The sequence below is a fragment of the Cellulomonas oligotrophica genome (genome assembly GCF_013409875.1).
GTDB classification, from domain to species: domain Bacteria; phylum Actinomycetota; class Actinomycetes; order Actinomycetales; family Cellulomonadaceae; genus Cellulomonas; species Cellulomonas oligotrophica.
In genome coordinates this window covers 1802173-1823368 of the sequence record NZ_JACCBK010000001.1, presented here as the reverse complement: position 1 = coordinate 1823368, position 21196 = coordinate 1802173, and the positions used below count along the sequence as shown (strand labels likewise).

Below are 21196 nucleotides of genomic sequence, written 5' to 3'. Positions count from 1 at the left end.
GGTAGCCCTACCCCCGGTCCGTGGGGGTGCGCGGTGTCCCGGGTGCCGTCGCGCCGCCTACGTTCGTGGCATGGCGACGACGACCACGCACGCACCGGGTGCCGCACCCGCGACCGGCCCCGACGACCCGCCGGCCGCACCGACGGGCCTGCGCGCGGACGCCGCGGTGGTGGCCCCGGCGCTCGTCTCGGCGCGGCACCTGCGGCGGGCACCCGTCGACCCGGCCACGGGCCGCGCGCTGGCCCAGGTCGTCCTCGGCTGGGTGTGGCTGCTCACGGGGGGCCTGGTCGCGCTCTGCTGGACGGTGACGGCCGCGGGCCTCGTGCTCGTCGGGGTCGGCATCCCGATGCTCGTCGTCGGTCTCGTCGTCGGCGGCTGGTGCGCGTCCGCCGAGCGGGCCCGGCTCGCCGCCCAGACCGGCGTCGTCGTCGACGCGCCCGCCTACCGGCGCGCGCCGCGGCCCGGCTGGTGGCGGTGGTCGACCTGGTGGTCGGTGCTCGCCGACGGCAGGCGCTGGGCGCACCAGGCCTACGCGCTGCTCGCGACGGTCGTCTCTACCGTCGGGTTCGCGCTCGTCGTGGCCGTGGGCGGTGCGGGCCTCGCAGCCGTGGCCTTCCCCGTCTACGGCGCCCGCTCGTCGCTCGCGGGCCTCGCCGGCCTGAGCGCACCCGTGCTCGCGGGCGCCGCGGTCGTGGCCGGGGTCCTGCTGGTGTGGTGCGCCGCGCTCGCCGCGCAGGGCACGTCGCTGCTGCTCGTCATCCTGGCCCGCGCGCTGCTCGGCCCGGGGCCCCGCGACGAGCTGCGCCGCGCCCGCGCCGCGACCCACGCGGCGCAGGACGAGGCCGTGCACGCCCGGGCGCGTGCCGACGAGCTGCAGGCCACCCGGTCCGCGGCCGTCGCCGCCGCCGACGCCGAGCGCCGCCGCATCGAGCGCGACCTGCACGACGGCGCGCAGCAGCGGCTCGTCGCCCTGGGCGTCGAGCTCGGGGCGGCCCGCCGCCGCGCGTCCCGCGACCCCGACGCCGCGGCCGGTGCGCTCGAGCACGCGCACGCCGAGGTCAAGGAGACCCTCGCCGAGCTGCGCGACCTCGTCCGCGGCATCCACCCCGCCGTGCTCACCGACCGCGGGCTCGACGCGGCGCTGTCCGCCCTGGCGGCACGCTCACCCGTGCCCGTGCGGGTCGTCGTGCCCGACCCGGGCACCCTGGCGCGGGCGACGCCCGCCGCGCAGGCCGCCGCCTACTTCGTCGTCGCCGAGGCGCTGACGAACGTGGCCAAGCACGCCGCCGCCGACCACGTCGTCGTCGAGGCGGGGCTCGTCGAGCACGACGGCTCCTGCCGGCTGCGGGTGGCCGTGGCCGACGACGGCACCGGCGGCGCCGACGCCGCACCCGGGGGCGGGCTCGACGGCCTGCGCTCCCGCGTCGCCGCCCTCGACGGCACCTTCGACCTCGACAGCCCCGCCGGACGCGGGACCCGGCTCACCGTGGAGGTGCCGTGCGCATCGTGATCGCCGAGGACTCCGTCCTCCTGCGCGAAGGCCTGACCCGTCTGCTCGTCGACGAGGGCCACGAGGTGCAGGGCGTGCCCACGGCCGACGCCCTCGTGGCGGCGCTCGACCAGCCCGCCACGCCCCTGCCCGACCTGGTCGTCACCGACGTGCGGATGCCGCCGACGCACACCGACGAGGGCCTGCGCGCCGCCGTGCACCTGCGCAGCGTGCACCCCCGGCTGCCGGTGCTCGTGCTGTCCCAGTACGTCGAGCAGCGGTACGCCGCCGAGCTGTTCGCCGGTGACGTCCGTGGGCTGGGGTACCTGCTCAAGGACCGGGTCGCCGACGTCGACGAGCTGCTCGGGGCGCTGGCCCGCATCGCGTCCGGCGGCACCGTCATCGACCCCGAGGTGGTGGCCCAGATCTTCGCCCGGACCCGCAGCACCGGCCTGGAGCACCTCACGCCGCGCGAGCGCGAGGTCCTCGCCCTCATGGCGGAGGGCCGCTCCAACGCGGCCGTCGCCGAGCGGCTCGTCGTGGGCCTGCCCGCCGTCGAGAAGCACGTCACGTCCATCCTCGCCAAGCTCGGCCTGCCGCCCGACGCCGACGACCACCGCCGCGTGCTCGCCGTGCTGCGCTGGCTCGAGCACGGCACCGCGCAGGACCCCTCGAACGGAGCACCCCGATGAGCACGCCCACCACCGACGCGACGCCCACCCACGTCGACGGCCCGCCGGCCGCCCCGACCCGGTCGCCGCTGGCGCGGGCCCTGACCGTCACCGGCGCCGGGCTCGGCCTGGTCGTCGTGGGCCTCGGCGGCGTGCAGCTCGCGGACCACCTCACGGCCACGACGACGAGCGCCACGGCCTCGTACGCCACCGCCCCGGTCGTCGAGCTCGTCGCGGACGGCGACGTCGACGTGGTCGGCGGCGCACCGGGTGCGCGCGTGGACGTCGAGCGCACCGCACGTTCGGGGTTCACCGGTCCGTCGTACACCGTGCAGGAGGGCGCCGACCGGCTCGTGGTCGAGCACCGCTGCACCCCGGGCCCCTTCGGCGGCACGTGCAGCGGGTCGCTGGCCGTGCGGGTGCCCGACGGCACGCAGGTCGTGCTGCGGACGTCCGACGGCGAGGTCCGGGTCGCGGGCGTGGTCGGCGACGTCGAGGCCCGCACCGGGGACGGCGGCGTCGACATCTCCGACGTGGACGGCGCCGTGCGGCTCGACACGGGGGACGGGGACGTCACGGTCGCCGAGGTCACCGGTGCGGTCGTCGCGCGCTCGGGCGACGGCGTGCTGCACGTGCTGGGTGCCGGGGGTGACGTGGAGGCCCGCACCGGCGACGGGGACGTCCGGCTCGACGGTGCACGCGGCGACGTCGTGCTGCGCACCGGCGACGGCACCATGGACGTCCGAGCGGTGGACGGCGACGTCGAGGCGACCTCGGGCGACGGCGACGTGACGGTGCACGGCACCGGCGCACCGGTCGCGCTGACCACGGTCACCGGCGACGGCCGCGTCGTCGTCGACGCCCCCACCGACCCGACGGCCACCCGCACGGTCACCATCCGCACGGGCGACGGCGACATCACCTACCGCAACCCGACCCCCTGACCCACCCGCCCGCCCCCGTCCCCGACCGCCGAGGGTGGGAGTGGGTGTGCGGCGGGCGGGTCTGGCAGGTCCGGCAGGGCATGACAAAGGCCCGTGGTCAGCGTTTCCGCTGATCACGGGCCTTGTCGTCTGTCGGGGTGGCGGGATTCGAACCCACGACCTCTTCGTCCCGAACGAAGCGCGCTACCAAGCTGCGCCACACCCCGGTGGAGCCTGGCAAGGATAGCCGACGTGCCGCCCGGGAGTGAAACCGGAATGCGGTGACCCTCCTCGCACGCGTCCGGTCAGCGCGGGACGAGCGTGAGAAGGGTGGCCTCGGGGCGGCACGCGAAGCGGACGGGCGCGTACGGCGACGTGCCGAGACCGGCCGAGACGTGCAGCCAGGACGAGTCGGCGCCGCCGCGGGCGTCGGGGCGCGGGCCCGGCCAGCCGTGCAGGCCCTTGGCGCGACGGGTGTCGATGTCGCAGTTGGTGACCAGCGCGCCCCAGAACGGCACGGCCAGCTGGCCGCCGTGCGTGTGCCCCGCGATCGTCAGGTCCACCGCGTCGGCGTGCATCGCGTCGAGCACCCGCCGGTACGGCGCGTGGGTCACGCCCAGGTGCAGGTCGACCGTCGGACGGCCGTCGGAGACCGTGCCCCGCACGTCGTCCGCCCCACCGGCGGGCGGGAACGCGTCCCGGTCCATGTGCGCGTCGTCGGTGCCGACGAACGACAGGTGCCGCCCGTCGACCTCCAGCGCGTCCCGGCGGTTGTCGAGGTCGAGCCAGCCGGCCGACGTCAGGCGCGTGACCAGCTCGCGCCACGGCAGCTCGGCGGGCTGGATGTTCCGGGTCACGCGCGCGTCGGGCAGCAGGTAGCGGGCCGGGTTCTTCATCGACGGCGCGTGGTAGTCGTTCGAGCCGAGGACGAAGGCGCCGGGCACCGCCAGCAGCGGCTCCAGGGCGTGCAGGAGCGCCGGCATGGCGTCCAGGTGCGCCCAGTTGTCGCCCGTGTCGACCACCAGGTGGGGGTCGAGCGTGGCCAGGTCCCGCACCCAGGCGACCTTGTCGCGCTGCGACGGGGTTAGGTGCAGGTCGGACACGTGCAGGACGCGCAGCGGGTCCTGGCCGGGCGGCAGCACGGGGACGGTGACCTCGCGCAGCGCGTACCAGCGCACCTCCACGAGGGCGCCCCACGCCACCGCGGCGGCGCCGGCCAGCGCGACGGCACCGGCCGCGCGCGCGGCCGTCCGAGGGAGCGACGTCACCGGTCAGGGGTTCCCGGGCTGGGGGTTGTTGCTGTTCTCGTCGCCCCGGCCCGGTGAGCCGGTCTCCCCGTCACCGGGGGCGGGCTGCTGGGGCTGGCCGCTCGACAGCGTCAGGGTGATCGAGGAGCCGCGCACGGCCTGGCTGGACGGCGACTGCTGCGCCACCGACCCGGCCTGGTACTGCGACTCCACCGGCTGCGGCGCGATGCTCACGCGGAACCCGGCGGCCTCGAGGCGGCTGCGCGCCTGGCTCTCGGACATCCCGAGCACGTACGGCACGCTGACGCGCTCGCCGTAGATCTCCCGCTCACCGGCCGCGGCGAACCCGGGGTTGTCCCCGCCGCCGAGGACCCGCTCCATGTAGCGCTTCCAGGTCGGTGCCGCGATCGACGAGCCGTACGGTCCGCCGCTGAAGTACGGCACGCCGGCGATGACCTGGCCGCCCATCGGGCGAGGGGCGCCGCTGTAGCCGACCCACACCGCGGTCGCCCGCTTGGGCGTGTACCCGAGGAACCAGTTGTTCTCGTTCACCGACGTGGTTCCGGTCTTGCCCGCTGCGGGGAACGACGGGGCGCCGACCCGCGATGCCGTCCCCGTCCAGACGTTGCTGAGGGCGTAGTTGATGGCCGCCGCGATCTGCGGCTCCACAGCGCCCGCCCGGCAGTCGGCCGACGGGACCGGGAGCTCCGTGCCCGTCGGGTCGATGACCGACGTGATGGCGATCGGCTTGCAGTACGTGCCACCCGAAGCGAACGTCGCGTAGGCGGCGGCCATCTGCAGCGGCGAGGTCGACTCCGAGCCCAGGACGTTGGCGGGCGTCGGGTTGAAGCCGCTGTTCGCCGGGTTGCCGAAACGGTCGAGCTTGTTGGGGTCGCCCGCCTGCGTGACGCCGAGGTCGGTGGCGCCGTTCATGATGTCGCAGAGGTTGAGCTCCTTGGCCATCGCGGCGTACGCCGAGTTGACCGAGTTCTTCGTCGCGTCGAGCACGGTCTGCGTCGTGGCGCGGCCACCCTCGGAGTTGCCGAAGTTCCAGTCGCCGACCAGGTTGATGCAGGTCGGGAACTCGTTCTGCTGGTAGCTCAGGCGCGAGCCGTTCACGGTCTCGTTGAGCGCGTGCCCCTTGCGCAGCCACTCCAGCAGCGTGAACGGCTTGAAGGTCGAGCCGGGGGAGAACCCGGTGGAGCCGCCGTACTCGAACGAGGTGTTGAAGTTGACCGCGGTCTCACGGTCGGCGGTCTCCTGCAGGGCGGAGTAGTTGCGGTTCTGCGCCATCGCGGTGATCTTGCCGTTGCCGGGCTCGACCGACACGATCGCCGAGGCGACGCCGGACGGGTCGTCGACGGGCACGCCCGCCTTGACCTCGGCGTCGGCGACGGCCTGCTCGCTCGGGATGAGCGTCGTGGTGATCGTGAGGCCGCCGCGGTAGAGCAGGTCGCTGCGCTCCTGGCGCGTCTCGCCGAACGCGGGGTCCTGCGCGATGACCTTGGTGACGTAGTCGCAGAAGAAGCCTGAGCCGGGCACCACGTCGCCGGCGGCCATGCAGCCGAGCTTGATGGGGGTGACCTTCAACGTCTCCTCGACCGGCGTGTCGACGCCGGTCTCGTACTCCTCCTGGGTGATGTACCCGAGCTCGCGCATGTCCTTGAGGACGACGTTGCGGCGGAGCTGGTTGGCCTCCGGGTCGAGCGCCGGGTCCCACTTCGACGGCGACTGCGTGATGCCCGCGATGGTGGCGGCCTCGAGGTAGGTCACGTCCTTCGCGGACTTGCCGAAGTAGTACTGCGCGGCCGACTCCACGCCGTACACCGAGGCGCCGAACGCCGCGATGTTCAGGTACTTCTCGAGGATCTCGTCCTTGGTCATCTCCTGCTCGAGGCTGATGGCGATCTTGGCCTCGCGCAGCTTGCGGGCGATGCCCTCGGCGCCCTCGGCCTCGCGCGCCGCGTCGACGAGGGCGAGGCGCTCCTCCTCGGTCTCGGCGTAGTTCGCGGCCTCGATGAGCACGTTCTTCACGTACTGCTGCGTCAGCGTGGACGCGCCCTGGGTCGTGCCCATCGCCGTCGCGATCGCCGCGCGGGTCATGCCCGCCACGTCGACGCCCGCGTGCTCGTAGAACCGCCGGTCCTCGACCGCGATGACGGCCTTCTGCATGATCTCCGCGATGTCCTCCAGCGGCACGACCACACGGTTCTGCTGGTAGAACGTCGCCAGCAGCGTGCCGTCGGCCGCGAGGATCTCCGACTTCTCGGGCAGCGCCCGCTGCTCGAGCTCGGTCGGCAGGTCGTTGAACGCGGTCACGGACACGTCGGTCACGGTGTTCGCGGCGGCGACGCCGGGCAGCACGAGGCCGGCGCCCAGCACGCCGCCGACACCGGCGACCATGACGAACGACAGCAGGAGGGCCAGCGCCTGGAAGGCGTTGACCTTGCGTCCGCGGGCGCGGGCAGGGGTCGGCATGCCTGCCAGGGTACAAGCGCCGCCCGCCTCGTCCCACGGCCGACGCACGCCCCGCACCCGCCTCCACGGGACCTGCACACGCGCGGGCGCGGACGTCCCCCGCGCGTGTGCACGCGTGACAGCCCGCACCAGGGCACGAGGTCCCGGCCCGCCGTCAGGGCTGAACGGGTGTCCTGCGGGTGAACGTGCAGGTGCCCGCGCTGGGAGCGGTCCCGGACGTGGGCGAATTGACACGATTGGGGGCTGGGCACCAGCACCCATGTCGAGATAACGTCCGGCACGTACTCACGCCGGTGCTGCCCTTCCGTGACAGGGGGGCATGACAGCACCCGACGGTCGGGCGCGGCCTGCGAGCCGCTCGCGAGGGGCCACCGTCGGGGCGCGCGGGTACCCGCACGTGGTGAACCAGGAGAGGCAGGGGTCGATGTTTCCGGGGCAGGACGCGCACTGGACCGCCGAGGCGTCCTGCGGGTCGGGCAAGCTCGCGCCCGACGCGCTGTTCGTCGAGGGGTCGGCCCAACGCGAGGCGCGCAGCGTGTGCTTCGCGTGCCCCGTCCGCCTCGAGTGTCTGGCCGACGCGCTCGACTCGCGGATGGACTTCGGCGTGTGGGGCGGCATGACCGAGCGCGAGCGCCGGGCGCTGCTGCGCCGCCGGCCCGACGTCACGTCGTGGCGGGACGAGCTCGTCGACGTCGAGCCCACCCTCGCCGCGCTCTCGGCCCGCGCGTGACACGCCACTAGGGTGGGCCGCATGGCCATCACCACGTGGGAGTACGCGACCGTCCCCCTGATCATCCACGCCACCAAGGCGATCCTCGACCAGTGGGGCGCGGACGGCTGGGAGCTCGTGAACGTCATCCAGGGCCCGGACGCCGGGCTCGTCGCCTACCTCAAGCGCCCCAAGGACGCCTGATGGCCGGCGAGGTCGCGGCGCGCCTGGCCGCCGCGGGGCTGACGCTGCCCGAGGTCGCAGCGCCCGTCGCCGCGTACGTCCCCGCGGTCCGCTCCGGCGCCCACGTGTGGACGTCGGGTCAGCTGCCGTTCGTCGACGGGGCCCTGCCGGTGACCGGCAAGGTCGGCGCCGACGTCGACGCAGCCACGGCCACCGGTCTCGCCCGGACCGCGGCGCTCAACGCCCTGGCGGCGGTCGGCACGCTGCTCGCGCAGGAGCACGGCGGCACGCCGGCCGAGGCCCTCGACCGTGTCCGGCGCGTCGTCAAGGTCGTCGGCTTCGTGGCGAGCGACCCGGCGTTCACCGGGCAGCCCGGCGTCGTCAACGGCGCGAGCCACCTGCTGCACGAGGTCCTCGGCGACGCGGGCGTGCACGCCCGCTCGGCCGTCGGCGTCGCGGTCCTGCCGCTGGACGCCCCCGTCGAGGTCGAGGTCGTCGTCGAGACGGACTGACCCGACGGACGCAGCACGACGAAGGCCCCGGCACCACGTGCCGGGGCCTTCGTGCAGGTGGGGTCAGCGCGCGCGGCGCTCGAGCCGGTCCACGTCCAGCAGCACGACCGCACGGCCCTCGCGGCGCACCCAGCCGCGGGCGGCGAAGTCGGCCAGGGCCTTGTTCACGGTCTCCCGCGAGGCGCCGACGAGCTGCGCGAGCTCCTCCTGCGTGAGGTCGTGCGCCACGCGGATGCCGTCCTCGACCTCCTGGCCGAACCGCGTCGACAGGTCCAGGAGCGCCTTGGCGACCCGACCCGGGACGTCGGAGAACACCAGGTCCGCGAGCGCCTCGTTGGTGCGGCGCAGACGCTGCGCGAGGGCCTGCAGCAGGTGCTCCGCCACGCCCGGGTGCTCGCCGAGCCACCGGATCAGGTCGCTGTGGCCCAGCTCGAGCACGACCGCGTCCGCCACGACCGTCGCGGTCGCGGTGCGCGGGCCCGGGTCGAACAGGGACAGCTCGCCGAACATCTCGCCCGGGCCGAGCACGGCCAGGAGGTTCTCGCGGCCGTCGTTGGAGCGTCGGCCGAGCTTGATCTTGCCGTCGCGCACGAGGTACAGGCGGTCGCCGGGCTCGCCCTCGTGGAACAGCACGTCCCCGCGCCCCACGTCGATCACCTTCATCGACGCGATCAGCGCGTGGGACGACTCGGCGTCCAGGCCGACGAACAGCGGGGCCGTCAGCACGTTGTCATCCGCCACGGCGGTACCTTCCTCTTGCGCACACCGATCCTGCGTCCCGGGAGCACCGGGCGTCCCGCGGCCGCCTGTGCGGAGGAGCCGTCGCTGCGGGCGTCACGGTCAGTCTGCCGCATCCGCGCCCCTGCGCGCGGCACGGGGCCGGTCCGAGCCGGCGCGGCACCGCCCCGGCGGGCCGGTCGTGGGGCACGCGAGGGCCCTGCTCAGGCCGTCGAGGCGTGGTCGCGGACGGGGACGAGGACGCCCGCGGGGTCGCGCGCCACGCGGTCGACCAGCTCGGCCGTGCGCGCAGCGAGCGCGCGCGCGACGCCGGCCTCGTAGCGGGCGAGCCGGCCGTCGAGGTCGCGCAGGCGCAGGACGTCGCGGACGGCGGCCGCGCGGTCGGCGCCGAGGCACGCGCCCAGCTCGGTCGCGCGAGGCACCTGCACCGACACGTCCAGCGGCAGCAGGAAGGCGACGTCCTCGCCGAGCGGCTCCGGGGGCACGGTGGTGGCCACGGCCAGGTCGAGGTGCGCGCGCACCGCCCGGCGCCACCGCCCGACCCGGGCGTGCTCGGCGCGCAGCGCACGGCGCACGAGGCGCAGGTCGGCCACCGCGGGCGCGGCCACCGGGTGCTCGACGGGCGTCATGTGCACGTCGTCGGCCGTCCGGGCGCCGACCTTGAGCCCGGGCCGCGTCCCGGTGCGCCCGTGTCACCCCGGGGGAGCACCGCAGGTCACCGGGACGGCGCAGAGCGGCGCGTCGGTGCGGGCACGTAGCCTGCGCGGGTGGCCACCCGCACACCCGCGCCGATCCCCGACGAGACGCCGCTGGCGCGCACGCGCAGGGCGCGGCGGATCGACCGCGCGCTGGCCGTCCGGTACCCGGACGCGCGGTGCGAGCTGGACTTCCGGGACGCCTTCGAGCTGCTGGTCGCCACCGTCCTGTCCGCGCAGACCACGGACGTGCGGGTCAACCTCACCGCGCCGACGCTGTTCGCCCGCTACCCCGACGCCGCGGCGCTGGCCGGTGCGGACCCGACCGAGCTCGAGGAGATCCTGCGCCCCACGGGGTTCTTCCGCGCCAAGGCCCGGGCGCTCACCGGCATCGGGCAGGCCCTGCTGGAACGCCACGACGGCGAGGTGCCGGGGCGGCTGGAGGACCTCGTGCGGCTGCCCGGGGTCGGGCGCAAGACCGCGAACGTCGTGCTCGGCGACGCGTTCGGGGTGCCCGGCATCACCGTCGACACCCACGTGATGCGCCTGTCGCACCGGTTCGGGTGGACCACGAGCGACGACCCGGTGGTCGTCGAGGCCGAGCTGGGTGCGCTGCTGGAGCGCCGCACGTGGACGCAGGCGTCGCACCGCCTGATCTTCCACGGCCGCCGCACGTGCTTCGCCCGCCGGCCGGCGTGCGGGGCGTGCCCGGTGGCGGCGCTGTGCCCGTCCGCGGGCATCGGCGAGCGTGACCCCGTGCGGGCCGCGCAGATGCTCAAGGGCTGACGCGGACGTCAGCCGGTGACGGGCGCGACCTCCGCGAGCCAGTCCAGCAGGATCTCGGCGACGTGGCCGGGGGCGTGGTCGGTGAGGAAGTGGCCGGCGTCGCGCAGCACCTCCAGCCGGTACGGGCGCGCGACGTGGGCCGTCGGCGCGCGCAGCGCGGCGTCCTGCAGCGGGCGCAGCCCGTCGCGCGCACCGTGGACCTGCAGCACCGGCACCGGCCGGGCGGCCCGCAGCGCGGCACGGTGGCGGCGGCCGTCGGGCCGGGGCGTCGAGCGGACCAGCCAGCGCAGCTGCTCGAGCTGGCTGTGCGCGGCGAACGGCACGCGCAGCGCGCGCCGGTACGTCTCGAGGGCCTGCCGGTCGGGGCGCGTCGGGACGCCGCCCCAGTGCGTGAACATCCGCGCCACGAGGTCGCCGTCGGTCATCGCGCGCTCGGGCAGCGACGGGAGCTGGACGTACGCGAGCAGGGCGGCGGACGCGACGGGCAGCGGGTGGCGCGGCACCGCGAGCAGGTCGAGCGGGTGCGGGGCGGCGAGCACCCCGATCGCCCGGACGACGTCCGGGTGGCGCGCCGCGACGGCCCACGCCACGTCGCCGCCCGTGCCCTGCCCGACGACGACCGCGCCTGGGGCGCCGAGGGACCGCACGACCCCGGCCGCGTCGGCCGCCAGCGTGGGCACGTCGTAGCCCTGCGGGGGCTTGTCGGACCCGCCGGTGCCGCGCAGGTCCATGGCCGCGACGCGGTAGCCCGCGTCGGCGAGGGCCGGGATCTGGTGCCGCCACGCCCACCACAGCTGCGGGACGCCGTGCAGGAGCAGCACCAGGGGCGCGTCGTGGTCCTGCGGGCCGGCGACGGCGACGTGGAAGCGCGCACCGTTGGCGGTGACGAACCGGTGCTGCCAGGGGCCGTCGAAGAGCAGCGCGGCGGAGTCGACGGTGGTCATCGGCTGTGAAACTACCCCTTCGCCGGGTGGTCCGGGGCGGCCGGTGCCACCTCGGGCGCCCCGGTGGCCGCCGCGAGGGCCGTGTGGACGCGTCCGCGCCAGGACAGCACGACACCGCCGCCGGCGGCCGCGAGCAGCGACGCCGTGAGCACCGCGACCACCACGTGGTCGTCGTGCGGCGTGCCGGTGCCGAAGGCGAGACGCCCCACCAGGAGCGACACCGTGAACCCGATGCCGGCGAGCAGGCCGACGCCCGTGACGTCCCACCACCCGAGCCCGGGGGCGAGCCGGGCGCGCGTGAAGCGGGTGAGCAGCCACGTGGCCACGACGATCCCGACGGGCTTGCCGAGCACGAGGCCCGCGACGACGCCGAGGCCCACGGGGTCGGTGAACGTGCCGCCGAGGGTGTCCGGGTCGATGGTCACACCGGCCGCGAACAGCGCGAACACCGGGACGGCGAAGCCCGCCGAGACGGGGCGCCACAGGTGCTCGTACCGCTCGGCCAGGGAGTGGTCGTCGCCCTCGCCGTCGTCCTCGGTGTCGGCGGCGGCCGCCCGGCGGGGGTCGACCGACCCCGGCGACGCGGGCACCGCGAAGCCCAGCAGCACGCCGGCGATGGTCGCGTGCACGCCCGCGGCGTGCAGGAGGCCCCACGCGACCAGGGCGAGCGGCACCAGCAGCCAGGGCGAGCGCACGCCGCGGCGCAGCAGCACCGCGAACACCGCGACGGCGGCGAGCGACCCGGCGAGCAGGAGCAGCGCCACGTCGTCGGTGTACGCGACGGCGATGATGACGATCGCGAGCAGGTCGTCGACCACCGCGAGCGTCAGCAGGAACGCCCGCAGCGCCACGGGCACGCCCCGGCCGACCAGGGCGAGCACGCCGACGGCGAACGCGATGTCCGTCGCGGTCGGCACGGCCCAGCCCTGCGGCGCGCCGCCGGCCATGGTCGTGTTGAACGCGAGGTAGATCCCGGCCGGGACGACCATCCCTCCGACGGCGGCCGCGGCCGGCAGGGCGGCGGTCGCGACGTGCCGCAGCTCGCCGACGACCATCTCGCGCTTGAGCTCGAGGCCGACCACGAAGAAGAAGATCGCCAGCAGACCGTCGGACGCCCAGTGCGCGAGGTCGAGGTCCAGGTGCAGCGCCGCCGGGCCGACGACCGTGCCGCTGACCGCGTCGTAGGAGTCCGGCCACATGTTCGCCCACAGCAGCGCCGCCACCGCGCCCACGAGGAGCAGGATCCCGCCCGTGCGCTCGTCGCGGAGCGTGTCGTTCAGGTTGCGGCGCGAGCCGGGGGAGAGGGACGCCAGCAGCAGGCGGGGCGTGCGGGGCTTGTCAGGTGCGCTCACGAGAGACCTTCCGGTGGGGTCGTCGACGACGTTGCCGACCAGACTTCCCGGCGCACCGGGCGATCACGATACGGAACGTCGGGACGGCGCGCCCGCCGGGTCCGGCTCGCGGGCACGTGACGTCGGCCGCTCAGGCGTCGGCGGTCTCCGAGACGTCACCCGACCGGTCGTCGCTCGAGCGGCGGTCCTTCGGCGGGTCGAACCGGTAGCCGACGTTGCGGACCGTGCCGATGAGCTGCTCGTGCTCCGGGCCGAGCTTGGCGCGCAGCCGCCGCACGTGCACGTCGACCGTCCGGGTGCCCCCGTAGTAGTCGTAGCCCCAGACCTCCTGCAGCAGCTGGGCGCGCGTGAACACGCGGCCCGGGTGCTGCACGAGGTACTTGAGCAGCTCGAACTCCTTGTACGTGAGGTCGAGCGGCCGGCCCCGCAGGCGGGCGGTGTACCCGCCGGCGTCGATCGTCAGCTCGCCGGAGGAGATCTCCTGCGGCGCGTCGTCGTACGACGCGGACGCCGCACGCTCCATGACGAGGCGGAAGCGCGTCTCGACCTCGGCGGGCGTGGCGTTCTCCAGGACGATGTCGTCCGCCCCCCACTCGGAGGTGACGACGGTCAGGCCGCCCTCCGTGAGGACCAGCACGAGCGGAACCGTCAGACCGGTGGCGCGCAGCAGGCGGCACGTGGTCCGGGCGGTGACGAGGTCCCGCCGGGCGTCGAGCACGACGATGTCTGCGTCCGGTGCGTCCACGAGAGCGGACGGCTCGACCGGCAGGACGCGAACCCGGTGGGACAGAAGCCCCAGAGCGGGCAGCACCTGCGCCGAACCACCGGACGCCGGAGTGAGGAGCAGCAGATCTGCCACCGATGACCTCCTGGCGCGAGAGGGCACACGCTACCGCGTGCGTCGTCCAGGTCGCGTCGGCCGGTCGGTGGGTGGTCGCGCGCCGGACCCGGGGGCGTCTGCGAGAATCCCAGCCGTGCCGCCCCGCTCACGCCCGACCCCGCCCCGCGCCCCCGGTGCGGCCGGTCGCCGACCCCGGCGCCGGACGCACCCGAGAGGGACGGTCGCGTGACCCCGCAGACGCGCGCGGTCACGACCGCCGCGCTGGGTGCGCTGGTCGCCGTCGCCGGGTACGTCTCCGCGGCCGGCGGGCTCGGGCTCTACCCGCTCGCGGCCGTCTGCGCGGCGCTCGTCGTCGTCTTCGCGATCGGCTGGCCCGGGCTCGCGGGGCTGCCGTTCGTGCCGGGCTCGGCGGCGGTCGTGCTGCTGGGCGGCGTCGGGTCGGTCGCCGTCGTGACCCTCACCCCGCTGCCGCCCTACCTGCAGCACCTGGCGGTCGTGCTCGCCGGCGCGGTCGTCCTCGCGTTCGTCAACGAGCTGCTGCGCCGCGACGGCCGGCTCCGCCTCGTCGAGTCGGTCGCGGGCACCGTCGCCGGCACGGTCCTGGCGGTGTGCGTGACCGGCTGGGTCGCCACCGCCCGCGCGCCGGGCGGCGCGTCCGTGGTGGTCTCGGGCGCCGTCGCCCTCGCGGTCGGGTCGGCCGTGGTCGTGCTCGACGGGCGGGCCTGGCTGGTCTACGGCGTCGCGATGGCCGGCGCGACCGTCGCCGCGACGGGGGTCGCGTGGCTCCTGCCCGACGTCGGCACCCTCGCCGGCGCGTCGCTCGGCGTGGGCGTCGGCGTGCTCGTCACCGCCCTGCACGCCCTGTTCGACCGGCTGGCCTCGCTGCGCCGCCGGCTGCCCTCGCTCGCCGTGGCCGTGCTGCCCGTGAGCGTCAGCGGGATCCTCGTGTACGTCGCCGGGCGGGTCTTCGCCCAGGTGTCCGTCACCGGCATGATGGGCGTCCTGCCGTGAGCCGGACCGCGCCGTGAGGAGGCCCCTGCCGTGACCGGTGGCGTGCTGTGGCTGCTCGGGGCGCTCGCCGTGGCGACCGTCCTCGGGCTGGTCCTGCGCGCCCGCGCCGGCACGGTCCGCACGACCGACGCGTCGGCCGCCGACCCGCTGACGCCCGCCGACCTCGGCGGCCACGGGCTCGGCACCACGGCCACCCTGGTGCAGATGTCCGCGCAGACCTGCACGACCTGCCGCGCGACCGCCCGCGTGCTCGGCGAGCTCGCCTCCCGGCGGCCCGGCGTGGTGCACGTCGAGCTCGACGTCGCCGAGCACCCCGCGCTGACGCGTCGCCTCGACGTGCTCCGCACCCCCACCGTCGTGGTGCTCGACCCGGCCGGTGCCGTGGTCGCCCGCGCCGCCGGCGGCGCCGACCGGGCGGCCCTCGTCGCGCTGCTCGACGGCCTCACCGACGGGGCGCGCGCCGACGACGCGTCCGCGTGTCCGGGCGGGACCTCCGCGCGCTGACGACGGCGGCGGTGGTCCCGGCCCCGCCGACGCAGCCCGCGTCACCCGCCCGGTCCGCCCGGGCGGCCGCCCGCACACCCGCAGGAGACCGTCATGACCGCCACGTCCGACCGCCGCGACCTCGCCCCCACCGTCGACCCGCGCGGCCAGCGCGTCGTCGCCGCCCTCAACCTCGTGCTGCTCGCCGCGGTGCTGCTGCTCGGCGATGTCCCCGCCGCAGCCACAGCCGTCCTCGCCGTCACCGCCGCCGGGTTCGCGCTCGGCACCGTCGCGGGCCCGGGCCGGACCTGGCAGGCGTGGCTGTTCCGCACGCTCGTGCGCCCGCGCATCGGCCCGCCCGCCGAGCTCGAGGACGCCCGGCCGCCGCGCTTCGCCCAGCTCGTGGGCCTGGTGATCACGGGGCTCGGCGTGCTGCTGGGTGTCGCGGGTGTCGCGGCGGCCGTGCCGGTGGCGGCGGCGGTCGCGCTCGTCGCGGCGTTCCTCAACGCCGTGTTCGGCCTGTGCCTCGGGTGCGAGATGTACGCGCTCGGCGTGCGGCTGCGCGCGGCCCGCTGAGGGGCGTCAGTACACCAGCGCCTGCGCCTGCGGGTGCAGGGTCTCCTCGACGAACACGGCGGCGCCGGCGATCCGCACGCCGGGCAGCAGGTCGGCCTGGGCCAGGCCCCGGCGCGCCGCGCACTGCGTGCACACGGTGACGGTGCCCTCCGCGAGGAGCAGGTCCAGCAGGTCGGGCAGCGGCGTGGCGTGCTCGAGCGCCAGCCCGGCGGCCCGTCCCGGCACCGCGAACCACGACGCCTCGCCGGTCAGCCACAGGCTCACCCGGGCGCCGGCGGCCACCGCGGCGGCGGCGACCGTGAAGGCCTGGTTCGCGGCCTCGGGGCGGTCCAGCCCGCCGGTGGCCTTGACCACCAGGGGGCGCAGGGCCGGGGCGGACGGGGCGGGGGCGGGAGCGGCGTCGGTCACCCGTCACAGCGTAGGCGGGAAGCCACCGGCCACCGCGGTCGTTAGGATCGGTGCATGACTGCGCTCGAGGGCTTCTTCATCGGTCTGCTCGTGCTCGCCACGCTGACCATCGGATGGTTCGCGTGCTTCGTCGTGTACCGGCTCTTCAAGGGCCAGCGCTGACCTGTCACCCGTCGACGGCCGGCCGCGAGCCGCCCGTCCGGTTCCGCGACGGTCCTGATCCCGCCTGAGCCCGTCCCGAGGAGGTCCCCCGTGCCGTTCGTGCTGCCCGAAGGTCTGGCGCCCGAGGTCTACCCGCTGGCCTGGCTCGTCGGCCGGTGGCGCGGCGAGGGAGTCGTCGGGTACCCCGGCATCGAGGAGAGCGCCTTCACCCAGGAGCTCGACGTCACCCACGACGGCGGCCCCTACCTCGCCTACACCACCACGATCCGCCTCGTCGTCGCCCCCGACGACCCCGCGGCCCTCGTCGCGGAGGCCGACGGGACGGCGGAGCCGCCCGCCGAGCCCGGGCCGGTGTGGTCCACGGAGTCCGGGTACTGGCGCATCCCGCCGGAGCGCCCCGAGGGCGTCGCGCCCGACAAGCACCCCGTCGAGCTCCTGGTCGCCGACCCGTCGGGCCACGTCGCCGTCTACGTCGGCCAGGTCGGCAACGGTCGGGCCGACCTCGCGTCCGACCTCGTCGCGCACACCGCCACCGGGGCGGCCGTGAACGCCGGGACCCGGCTGTACGGGCTCGTCGAGGGCGACCTCATGTGGGCCCACGACCTCGCCGCGTTCGGCCACCCCATGCAGTCGTACGCGTCCGCCCGCCTGACCCGCGTGGACGCGTCGTGACCACGGCCCCGGAGGCCGGCCCGCTCGACGGGGCGCCCGACGTGACCGAGCCCGCACCGCCGCGGCACCGCAGCCCGCTGCTGGGCCGGCACGGTGCCGTCGCCGCCGCCGGGCCCGACGCGGGCGTCGCCTGGCACTACGGGGACCCGACGGCCGAGCAGCGGGCGCTGGCCCGCGGCGGGGCCGTCGTCGACCAGTCGCACCTCGGCGTCGTCACCGTCACCGGGCCCGACCGGCTCACGTGGCTGCACTCCCTGACCACGGCGGCCGTCGACACGCTGCAGCCGCGCACGTCCACCGAGCTGCTGGTGCTCGACCCGCACGGGCACGTCGAGCACGCCGCGGGCGTCGTCGACGACGGCACGACCACGTGGCTGCTCACCGAGACCGCCCCGGCGCTGGCCGCCTGGCTCGACCGCATGCGCTTCATGCTGCGGGTCGAGGTCGCCGACGTCACGGACGAGTGGGCCGCGCTCGCCGAGCCCGTCGACGCGGAGGGCACCGCCGACGAGCCGGTGACCTGGCGCGACCCGTGGCCGCGCACGGCGCCCGGCGGCACGCGGTACGGCCCCGACGACGCCGACCACCCGGCCGTCGACCGGCGCTGGCGGCTCGTCCTCGTGCCGCGCGCCACGCTGGCCGACGAGGTCCGGGCCCGCGAGGCCGCGGGCTGGCCGCTCGTCGGCACCTGGGCCGCGGAGGCGCTGCGCGTCGAGGCCTGGCGCCCGCGCGCCGCGCACGAGGTCGACCACCGCACGATCCCGCACGAGCTCGACTGGCTGCGCACCGCCGTGCACCTGCACAAGGGCTGCTACCGGGGCCAGGAGACCGTGGCCCGCGTGCACAACCTCGGGCGGCCGCCGCGCCGGCTCGTCATGCTGCACCTCGACGGCTCGGGGCACCTGCTGCCCGCCGCGGGTGCGGCCGTGCGGCTGCCCGCGGCCGGTGCCGTGCCCGGCGACCCGGCGGCGGCCGGTCCCGGCGGCGACCCCGTCGGGCGCGAGGTCGGGCGCGTCACCAGCGTGGCGCGGCACCACGAGCTCGGGCCGGTCGCGCTCGCCGTGGTCAAGCGGTCGGTGCCGACGGACGCGGTGCTGCTCGTCGACTGCGACGGGGGCGCGGTCTCCGCAGGCCAGGAGGTCGTCGTGCCCGGCGAGGGCGTCTCGGTCGACCGCCCGGCCGCGCGCGGCCCGCTGACCCGCGGGCTCGGCGGCCACCCGATGCTCGGCGGCTGACCGCCCGTGGACGCGCACCCCGGCACCGGTCGGCTGCGGGGCCGGGCGGCCGCGCGCGTCCTGGTCGAGGCCCGCGTCCGCGCCGGCTGGGGCCGCGTGCGGGCCTCGTGGCTGCTGATCCTGCAGGCGTCGGTCGCGGCCGGCGTGGCGTACGGCGTCGCCCGGTACGGCCTGGGGCACGCGGCGCCGTTCTTCGCCCCCGTCAGCGCGTGGCTCGCGCTCGGGTTCTCCCGCGACCGGTCCGTGCGGCGCGTCGCCGAGCTCGCCGCCGGGGTGGCCGTCGGCGTGGGCGCCGGCGACCTCGTCGTCCACGTCATCGGCTCCGGCGCCTGGCAGATGGCGCTGGTGCTCCTCGTCGCCGGGCTGGTGGCACGCCTGCTGGACCGCGGGCAGATGCTCACCACCCAGGCCGGCGTCCAGGCCATCGTCATCGTGGGCCTGCCGCAGGTCGCCGGCGGGCCGGTCGGGCGGTGGCTCGACGCAGTCGTCGGCGGGCTCGTCGCGCTCGCGTTCGCGCTGCTCACCCCGTCGGACCCGCGCCGGCACCCGCGCAGCCTGGCCCGCACGGCCACGCAGGAGCTCGCGGGCGTGCTGCACCTGCTGGTCCGGGGGGTCCGCGCGGGGTCCGTCGACGACGTCGAGGCCGCGCTGCTCGCGGGCCGCGCGTCCCAGCCGGCGCTCGACGAGTGGCGCGACGCCGCGCGGTCGGCCGCCGAGCTGGTCCGGCTCGCGCCGCAGCACCGCCGGCACCGCGGCGAGCTCGCGCGCATGGTGGACGAGGCCGTGCTGCTGGACCGCGCCATGCGCAACGCCCGGGTGCTGGCCCGTCGCACCAGCACCGCCGTCGAGGACGGGCACGTGGTGCCCGCGCTGGCCGACGCGCTCGCCGCGGTGGCCCGCGCGACCGACGACCTGGCCGAGGCGACCGGGTCCGGGCGGGACGCGCGGGGCGTGCGGGCGCGGCTGACGGACGTCGCCGCGACGCTCGACCCGTTCGTCGTGGCCCCCGACGACTGGCAGGCGCAGTCGCTCGTGCTGCTGCTGCGCTCGCTCGTCGTCGACCTGCTCCAGATGGCCGGTGCCGGGCCGGGCGAGGCCCGCGAGGCGCTGCCGGAGATCTGACCCCCGCCGCCGGCCCAGGCGCACGGGCGCCCGTCCGGCCCGCGCCCGGTCGGGTCAACCGGGAGCCCCGGACACGTCGGCGTCGGTCACGTCTCGTACGCTCGTCGCGTGAACTTCATCGGGTCCATCCAGGTGGTGCTCTTCTTCGTCTTCTACCTCGTCATCTTCGCCCTCGCGGCGTGGGCGCTGGTGGACTGCCTGACGCGCCCGGCGGCCGCCTTCACGTCGGCGGGCAAGCGCACGCGGACGTTCTGGATCTGGGTGCTGGTGGCGGCGACGGTGGTGTCGTTCCTCAGCATCCCGATCCCGGGCGTGTACCTCGGCTTCCCGAGCTTCCTCGCGCTCCTCGCCGCGGCGGCGGCGATCGTCTACCTCGTCGACGTGCGCCCGGCCGTGGCGCCGTACTCGCGGCGCCGGGGCGGCGGTCGGGGCCCGCAGCGGGGCGGCTGGTGAGCGCGGTCCTGTCCGCGCAGGTCGACGTCGCCACGGCGGCGGTGCCGCTCGCGCGGGTCACCCGCGGCGACCTCGTCGAGTCCGTGCACCTCGGGCACCTGGTGGTGCTGGCGCCCGACGGGTCCGTGCGGCTCGCGCTCGGCGACCCCGACGTGACGATCTGGCCGCGCTCGTCGCTCAAGCCGCTGCAGGCCGTCGCGATGCTGCGCCACGGGCTCGACGTCGACGGCGCCGACCTGGCGCTGGTGTGCGCGAGCCACTCGGGGGAGCCGGGGCACCTCGACGTCGTGCGGGGCCTGCTCGCCGGTGCCGGGCTGGGCGTCCACGCCCTGCAGAACACCCCCGACCAGCCCCTGGACGCGGATGCCGCCTGGACGTGGCGGGCCGACGGGCACGCGGCGGCGTCGCTCACGCAGAACTGCTCCGGCAAGCACGCCGGCATGCTCGCGACGTGCGTGGCGGCGGGCTGGTCCACGGGGTCGTACCTCGACCCCGGGCACCCGCTGCAGCGTGCGGTGCTGGCCGTGGTCGCCGAGCTCACGGGCGTGCCGGTCGAGCACGCCACGGTCGACGGGTGCGGGGCGCCGCTGCTCTCGACGACGCTGACGGGGCTGGCGCGTGCGTTCGGGACGCTCGCCGCCGCGGGCGCGGCGGGCGACGGCGTGACGCCCGAGGCCCGGGTCGCGCGGGCGATGGCCGGGCACCCCTGGCACGTCGGCGGCACGGGGCGCGACGCCACCGCGTTCATGACGGCCGTCCCGGGCCTCGTGGCCAAGGACGGCGCCGACGGCGTGTACGCGGCGGGCCTGCCCGACGGCGGTGCGGTCGCGTTCAAGGTGCTCGACGGGTCGAGCCGCCCGCGGCCGGCGGTGCTCGGTGCCGCGCTCGTCGTGGCGGGCGTCGACCCGGGCGTGGTCGCGGACGCGGCGGCCACGCCGGTGCTGGGCCACGGGCGGCCCGTGGGGGACGTGCGGGCGGTCTTCGCGTGAGGGCGGTGGTGCAGCGGGTCACGCGCGCCGCGGTGCGGGTGGACGGCGAGGTCGTCGGGGCGGTCGACCGGCCGGGGCTGCTCGCGCTGGTCGGGGTGACGCCCGGCGACGGGCCGGCGCAGGTCGAGCTGGTGGCGCGCAAGATCGCCGAGCTGCGGATCCTGCGGGACGAGCGGTCGGCGGTCGAGGTGGGTGCGCCCGTGCTGGTGGTCAGCCAGTTCACGCTCTACGGGGACACGCGCAAGGGGCGGCGGCCCACGTGGAACGCGGCGGCGCCCGGTGCGGTGGCCGAGCCGCTGGTCGAGGCGGTCGTCGCGGCGCTGCGTGCCCGGGGGCTCGAGGTCGCCACGGGGCGGTTCGGGGCCGACATGCAGGTCGAGCTCGTCAACGACGGACCGGTGACGATCCTGCTCGAGTCGACGCCCGACGTCTGAGGCCGTGCACAGGCTGTCCGCCGTCCGGGTGGTTGTCCACAGTCGTCCACAGGGTTTGTCCACACCCTGACCTGCGATGACGG

General features: G+C 76.3%; 24 protein-coding genes and 1 tRNA gene. 16 read left to right on the top strand and 9 right to left on the bottom strand.

The annotated features are described in order from the left end of the window. The first annotated feature begins 70 nt into the window (after positions 1-70). The 3 genes from BKA21_RS19480 to BKA21_RS08035 are packed head-to-tail and all read left to right on the top strand — an operon-like array spanning position 71 to position 3104. A complete protein-coding gene (locus tag BKA21_RS19480) occupies positions 71-1510 on the top strand; it encodes a sensor histidine kinase (protein WP_140457740.1) in 1440 nt (479 codons plus the stop codon). Beyond that, positions 1498-2181 (top strand): response regulator, encoded by a 684-nt coding sequence (locus tag BKA21_RS08040; protein WP_140457739.1) that lies wholly within the window; start codon positions 1498-1500, stop codon positions 2179-2181. The genes BKA21_RS19480 and BKA21_RS08040 overlap by 13 nt, the downstream gene beginning before the upstream one ends. Continuing rightward, positions 2178-3104 carry a DUF4097 family beta strand repeat-containing protein gene (locus BKA21_RS08035; protein WP_140457738.1) on the top strand — a complete coding sequence of 309 codons (927 nt, stop codon included), beginning with the start codon at positions 2178-2180 and terminating at the stop codon, positions 3102-3104. Before BKA21_RS08040 ends, BKA21_RS08035 begins: the two co-directional genes overlap by 4 nt. Before the next feature lie 132 nt (positions 3105-3236). Here the strand turns inward: BKA21_RS08035 and BKA21_RS08030 are convergent. From BKA21_RS08030 to BKA21_RS08020, 3 genes are all read right to left on the bottom strand, one after another. Further along, positions 3237-3310 (bottom strand) — tRNA-Pro (locus tag BKA21_RS08030). Positions 3311-3388: 78 nt separating this feature from the next. After that, positions 3389-4351 (bottom strand): metallophosphoesterase, encoded by a 963-nt coding sequence (locus BKA21_RS08025; RefSeq protein ID WP_140457737.1) that lies wholly within the window; start codon positions 4349-4351, stop codon positions 3389-3391. Positions 4352-4354: 3 nt separating this feature from the next. Beyond that, positions 4355-6808 (bottom strand): transglycosylase domain-containing protein, encoded by a 2454-nt coding sequence (locus tag BKA21_RS08020; RefSeq protein WP_140457736.1) that lies wholly within the window; start codon positions 6806-6808, stop codon positions 4355-4357. A gap of 424 nt (positions 6809-7232) precedes the next feature. Here BKA21_RS08020 and BKA21_RS08015 point away from each other — a divergent pair, with 424 nt between their 5' ends. From BKA21_RS08015 to BKA21_RS08005, 3 genes are read left to right on the top strand one after another with little or no spacing between them, the layout of a single operon-like run. After that, positions 7233-7538, top strand: coding sequence for a WhiB family transcriptional regulator (locus BKA21_RS08015; RefSeq protein ID WP_140457735.1), 306 nt, complete (start codon positions 7233-7235; stop codon positions 7536-7538). A gap of 21 nt (positions 7539-7559) precedes the next feature. Then, positions 7560-7721: a Sp36 family protein gene (gene sp36, locus BKA21_RS08010; RefSeq protein ID WP_174243478.1), complete on the top strand. Its 162-nt coding sequence runs from the start codon at positions 7560-7562 to the stop codon at positions 7719-7721. Then, positions 7721-8212: a RidA family protein gene (locus BKA21_RS08005; protein WP_140457734.1), complete on the top strand. Its 492-nt coding sequence runs from the start codon at positions 7721-7723 to the stop codon at positions 8210-8212. Before sp36 ends, BKA21_RS08005 begins: the two co-directional genes overlap by 1 nt. A 63-nt stretch (positions 8213-8275) precedes the next feature. Here the strand turns inward: BKA21_RS08005 and BKA21_RS08000 are convergent, their stop codons facing one another. Both BKA21_RS08000 and BKA21_RS07995 read right to left on the bottom strand, forming a co-directional pair. Next, positions 8276-8953 carry a Crp/Fnr family transcriptional regulator gene (locus BKA21_RS08000; protein WP_140457733.1) on the bottom strand — a complete coding sequence of 226 codons (678 nt, stop codon included), beginning with the start codon at positions 8951-8953 and terminating at the stop codon, positions 8276-8278. A 200-nt stretch (positions 8954-9153) separates the two neighbouring features. Further along, positions 9154-9579, bottom strand: coding sequence for a hypothetical protein (locus BKA21_RS07995; protein ID WP_140457732.1), 426 nt, complete (start codon positions 9577-9579; stop codon positions 9154-9156). 138 nt (positions 9580-9717) lie between these two features. On the opposite strand from BKA21_RS07995, the gene nth reads away from it, so the two are divergent. Beyond that, a complete protein-coding gene (gene nth / locus BKA21_RS07990; protein ID WP_239072688.1) occupies positions 9718-10431 on the top strand; it encodes an endonuclease III in 714 nt (237 codons plus the stop codon). Between the two features lie 8 nt (positions 10432-10439). On the opposite strand, the gene BKA21_RS07985 is transcribed toward nth, so the two are convergent. From BKA21_RS07985 to BKA21_RS07975, 3 genes are all read right to left on the bottom strand, one after another. After that, positions 10440-11375, bottom strand: coding sequence for an alpha/beta fold hydrolase (locus BKA21_RS07985; RefSeq protein WP_140457731.1), 936 nt, complete (start codon positions 11373-11375; stop codon positions 10440-10442). 11 nt (positions 11376-11386) lie between these two features. Beyond that, a complete protein-coding gene (gene nhaA / locus BKA21_RS07980) occupies positions 11387-12727 on the bottom strand; it encodes a Na+/H+ antiporter NhaA (RefSeq protein WP_140457730.1) in 1341 nt (446 codons plus the stop codon). A gap of 130 nt (positions 12728-12857) precedes the next feature. Next, positions 12858-13586: a winged helix-turn-helix transcriptional regulator gene (locus BKA21_RS07975; RefSeq protein WP_140457729.1), complete on the bottom strand. Its 729-nt coding sequence runs from the start codon at positions 13584-13586 to the stop codon at positions 12858-12860. Between the two features lie 207 nt (positions 13587-13793). Between BKA21_RS07975 and BKA21_RS07970 the strand changes: the two genes are divergently transcribed. From BKA21_RS07970 to BKA21_RS07960, 3 genes are all read left to right on the top strand, one after another. Then, positions 13794-14579 carry a hypothetical protein gene (locus BKA21_RS07970; RefSeq protein WP_140457728.1) on the top strand — a complete coding sequence of 262 codons (786 nt, stop codon included), beginning with the start codon at positions 13794-13796 and terminating at the stop codon, positions 14577-14579. A gap of 30 nt (positions 14580-14609) precedes the next feature. Then, positions 14610-15083 (top strand): thioredoxin family protein, encoded by a 474-nt coding sequence (locus BKA21_RS07965; RefSeq protein ID WP_239072689.1) that lies wholly within the window; start codon positions 14610-14612, stop codon positions 15081-15083. A gap of 93 nt (positions 15084-15176) precedes the next feature. Continuing rightward, positions 15177-15638, top strand: coding sequence for a DUF4395 domain-containing protein (locus BKA21_RS07960; RefSeq protein WP_140457727.1), 462 nt, complete (start codon positions 15177-15179; stop codon positions 15636-15638). 6 nt (positions 15639-15644) lie between these two features. Here BKA21_RS07960 and BKA21_RS07955 read toward each other — a convergent pair whose 3' ends face one another. Continuing rightward, positions 15645-16046, bottom strand: coding sequence for a DsrE family protein (locus BKA21_RS07955; protein WP_239072690.1), 402 nt, complete (start codon positions 16044-16046; stop codon positions 15645-15647). Between the two features lie 252 nt (positions 16047-16298). Here BKA21_RS07955 and BKA21_RS07950 point away from each other — a divergent pair, with 252 nt between their 5' ends. The 6 genes from BKA21_RS07950 to dtd all read left to right on the top strand — a co-directional run bounded on the left by BKA21_RS07950 (position 16299) and on the right by dtd (position 21113). Further along, a complete protein-coding gene (locus BKA21_RS07950; RefSeq protein ID WP_140457726.1) occupies positions 16299-16880 on the top strand; it encodes a heme-binding beta-barrel domain-containing protein in 582 nt (193 codons plus the stop codon). Between the two features lie 41 nt (positions 16881-16921). Further along, entirely contained in the window at positions 16922-18115 is a 1194-nt protein-coding gene (gene ygfZ, locus BKA21_RS07945) for a CAF17-like 4Fe-4S cluster assembly/insertion protein YgfZ (protein WP_140458393.1), read from the top strand. 6 nt (positions 18116-18121) lie between these two features. After that, positions 18122-19237: an FUSC family protein gene (locus BKA21_RS07940; protein WP_170208917.1), complete on the top strand. Its 1116-nt coding sequence runs from the start codon at positions 18122-18124 to the stop codon at positions 19235-19237. Positions 19238-19345: 108 nt separating this feature from the next. Next, positions 19346-19690, top strand: a complete 345-nt coding sequence (locus tag BKA21_RS07935; protein ID WP_140457725.1) for a DUF2516 family protein — start codon at positions 19346-19348, stop codon at positions 19688-19690. Then, positions 19684-20679, top strand: coding sequence for an asparaginase (locus BKA21_RS07930; protein WP_373308153.1), 996 nt, complete (start codon positions 19684-19686; stop codon positions 20677-20679). Before BKA21_RS07935 ends, BKA21_RS07930 begins: the two co-directional genes overlap by 7 nt. Next, complete coding sequence (gene dtd, locus BKA21_RS07925) at positions 20676-21113, top strand: D-aminoacyl-tRNA deacylase (RefSeq protein WP_140457724.1); 438 nt, start codon at positions 20676-20678, stop codon at positions 21111-21113. Before BKA21_RS07930 ends, dtd begins: the two co-directional genes overlap by 4 nt. The last annotated feature ends 83 nt before the right edge of the window (positions 21114-21196 follow it).

Coding starts and splice junctions, on each gene's coding strand:
- BKA21_RS19480 (WP_140457740.1), top strand. CDS start 71: ATGGCGACGACGACCACGCACGCACCGGGTGCCGCACCCGCGACCGGC.
- BKA21_RS08035 (WP_140457738.1), top strand. CDS start 2,178: ATGAGCACGCCCACCACCGACGCGACGCCCACCCACGTCGACGGCCCG.
- BKA21_RS08020 (WP_140457736.1), bottom strand. CDS start 6,808: ATGCCGACCCCTGCCCGCGCCCGCGGACGCAAGGTCAACGCCTTCCAG.
- BKA21_RS08015 (WP_140457735.1), top strand. CDS start 7,233: ATGTTTCCGGGGCAGGACGCGCACTGGACCGCCGAGGCGTCCTGCGGG.
- sp36 (WP_174243478.1), top strand. CDS start 7,560: ATGGCCATCACCACGTGGGAGTACGCGACCGTCCCCCTGATCATCCAC.
- BKA21_RS08005 (WP_140457734.1), top strand. CDS start 7,721: ATGGCCGGCGAGGTCGCGGCGCGCCTGGCCGCCGCGGGGCTGACGCTG.
- BKA21_RS07995 (WP_140457732.1), bottom strand. CDS start 9,579: ATGACGCCCGTCGAGCACCCGGTGGCCGCGCCCGCGGTGGCCGACCTG.
- BKA21_RS07985 (WP_140457731.1), bottom strand. CDS start 11,375: ATGACCACCGTCGACTCCGCCGCGCTGCTCTTCGACGGCCCCTGGCAG.
- BKA21_RS07960 (WP_140457727.1), top strand. CDS start 15,177: ATGACCGCCACGTCCGACCGCCGCGACCTCGCCCCCACCGTCGACCCG.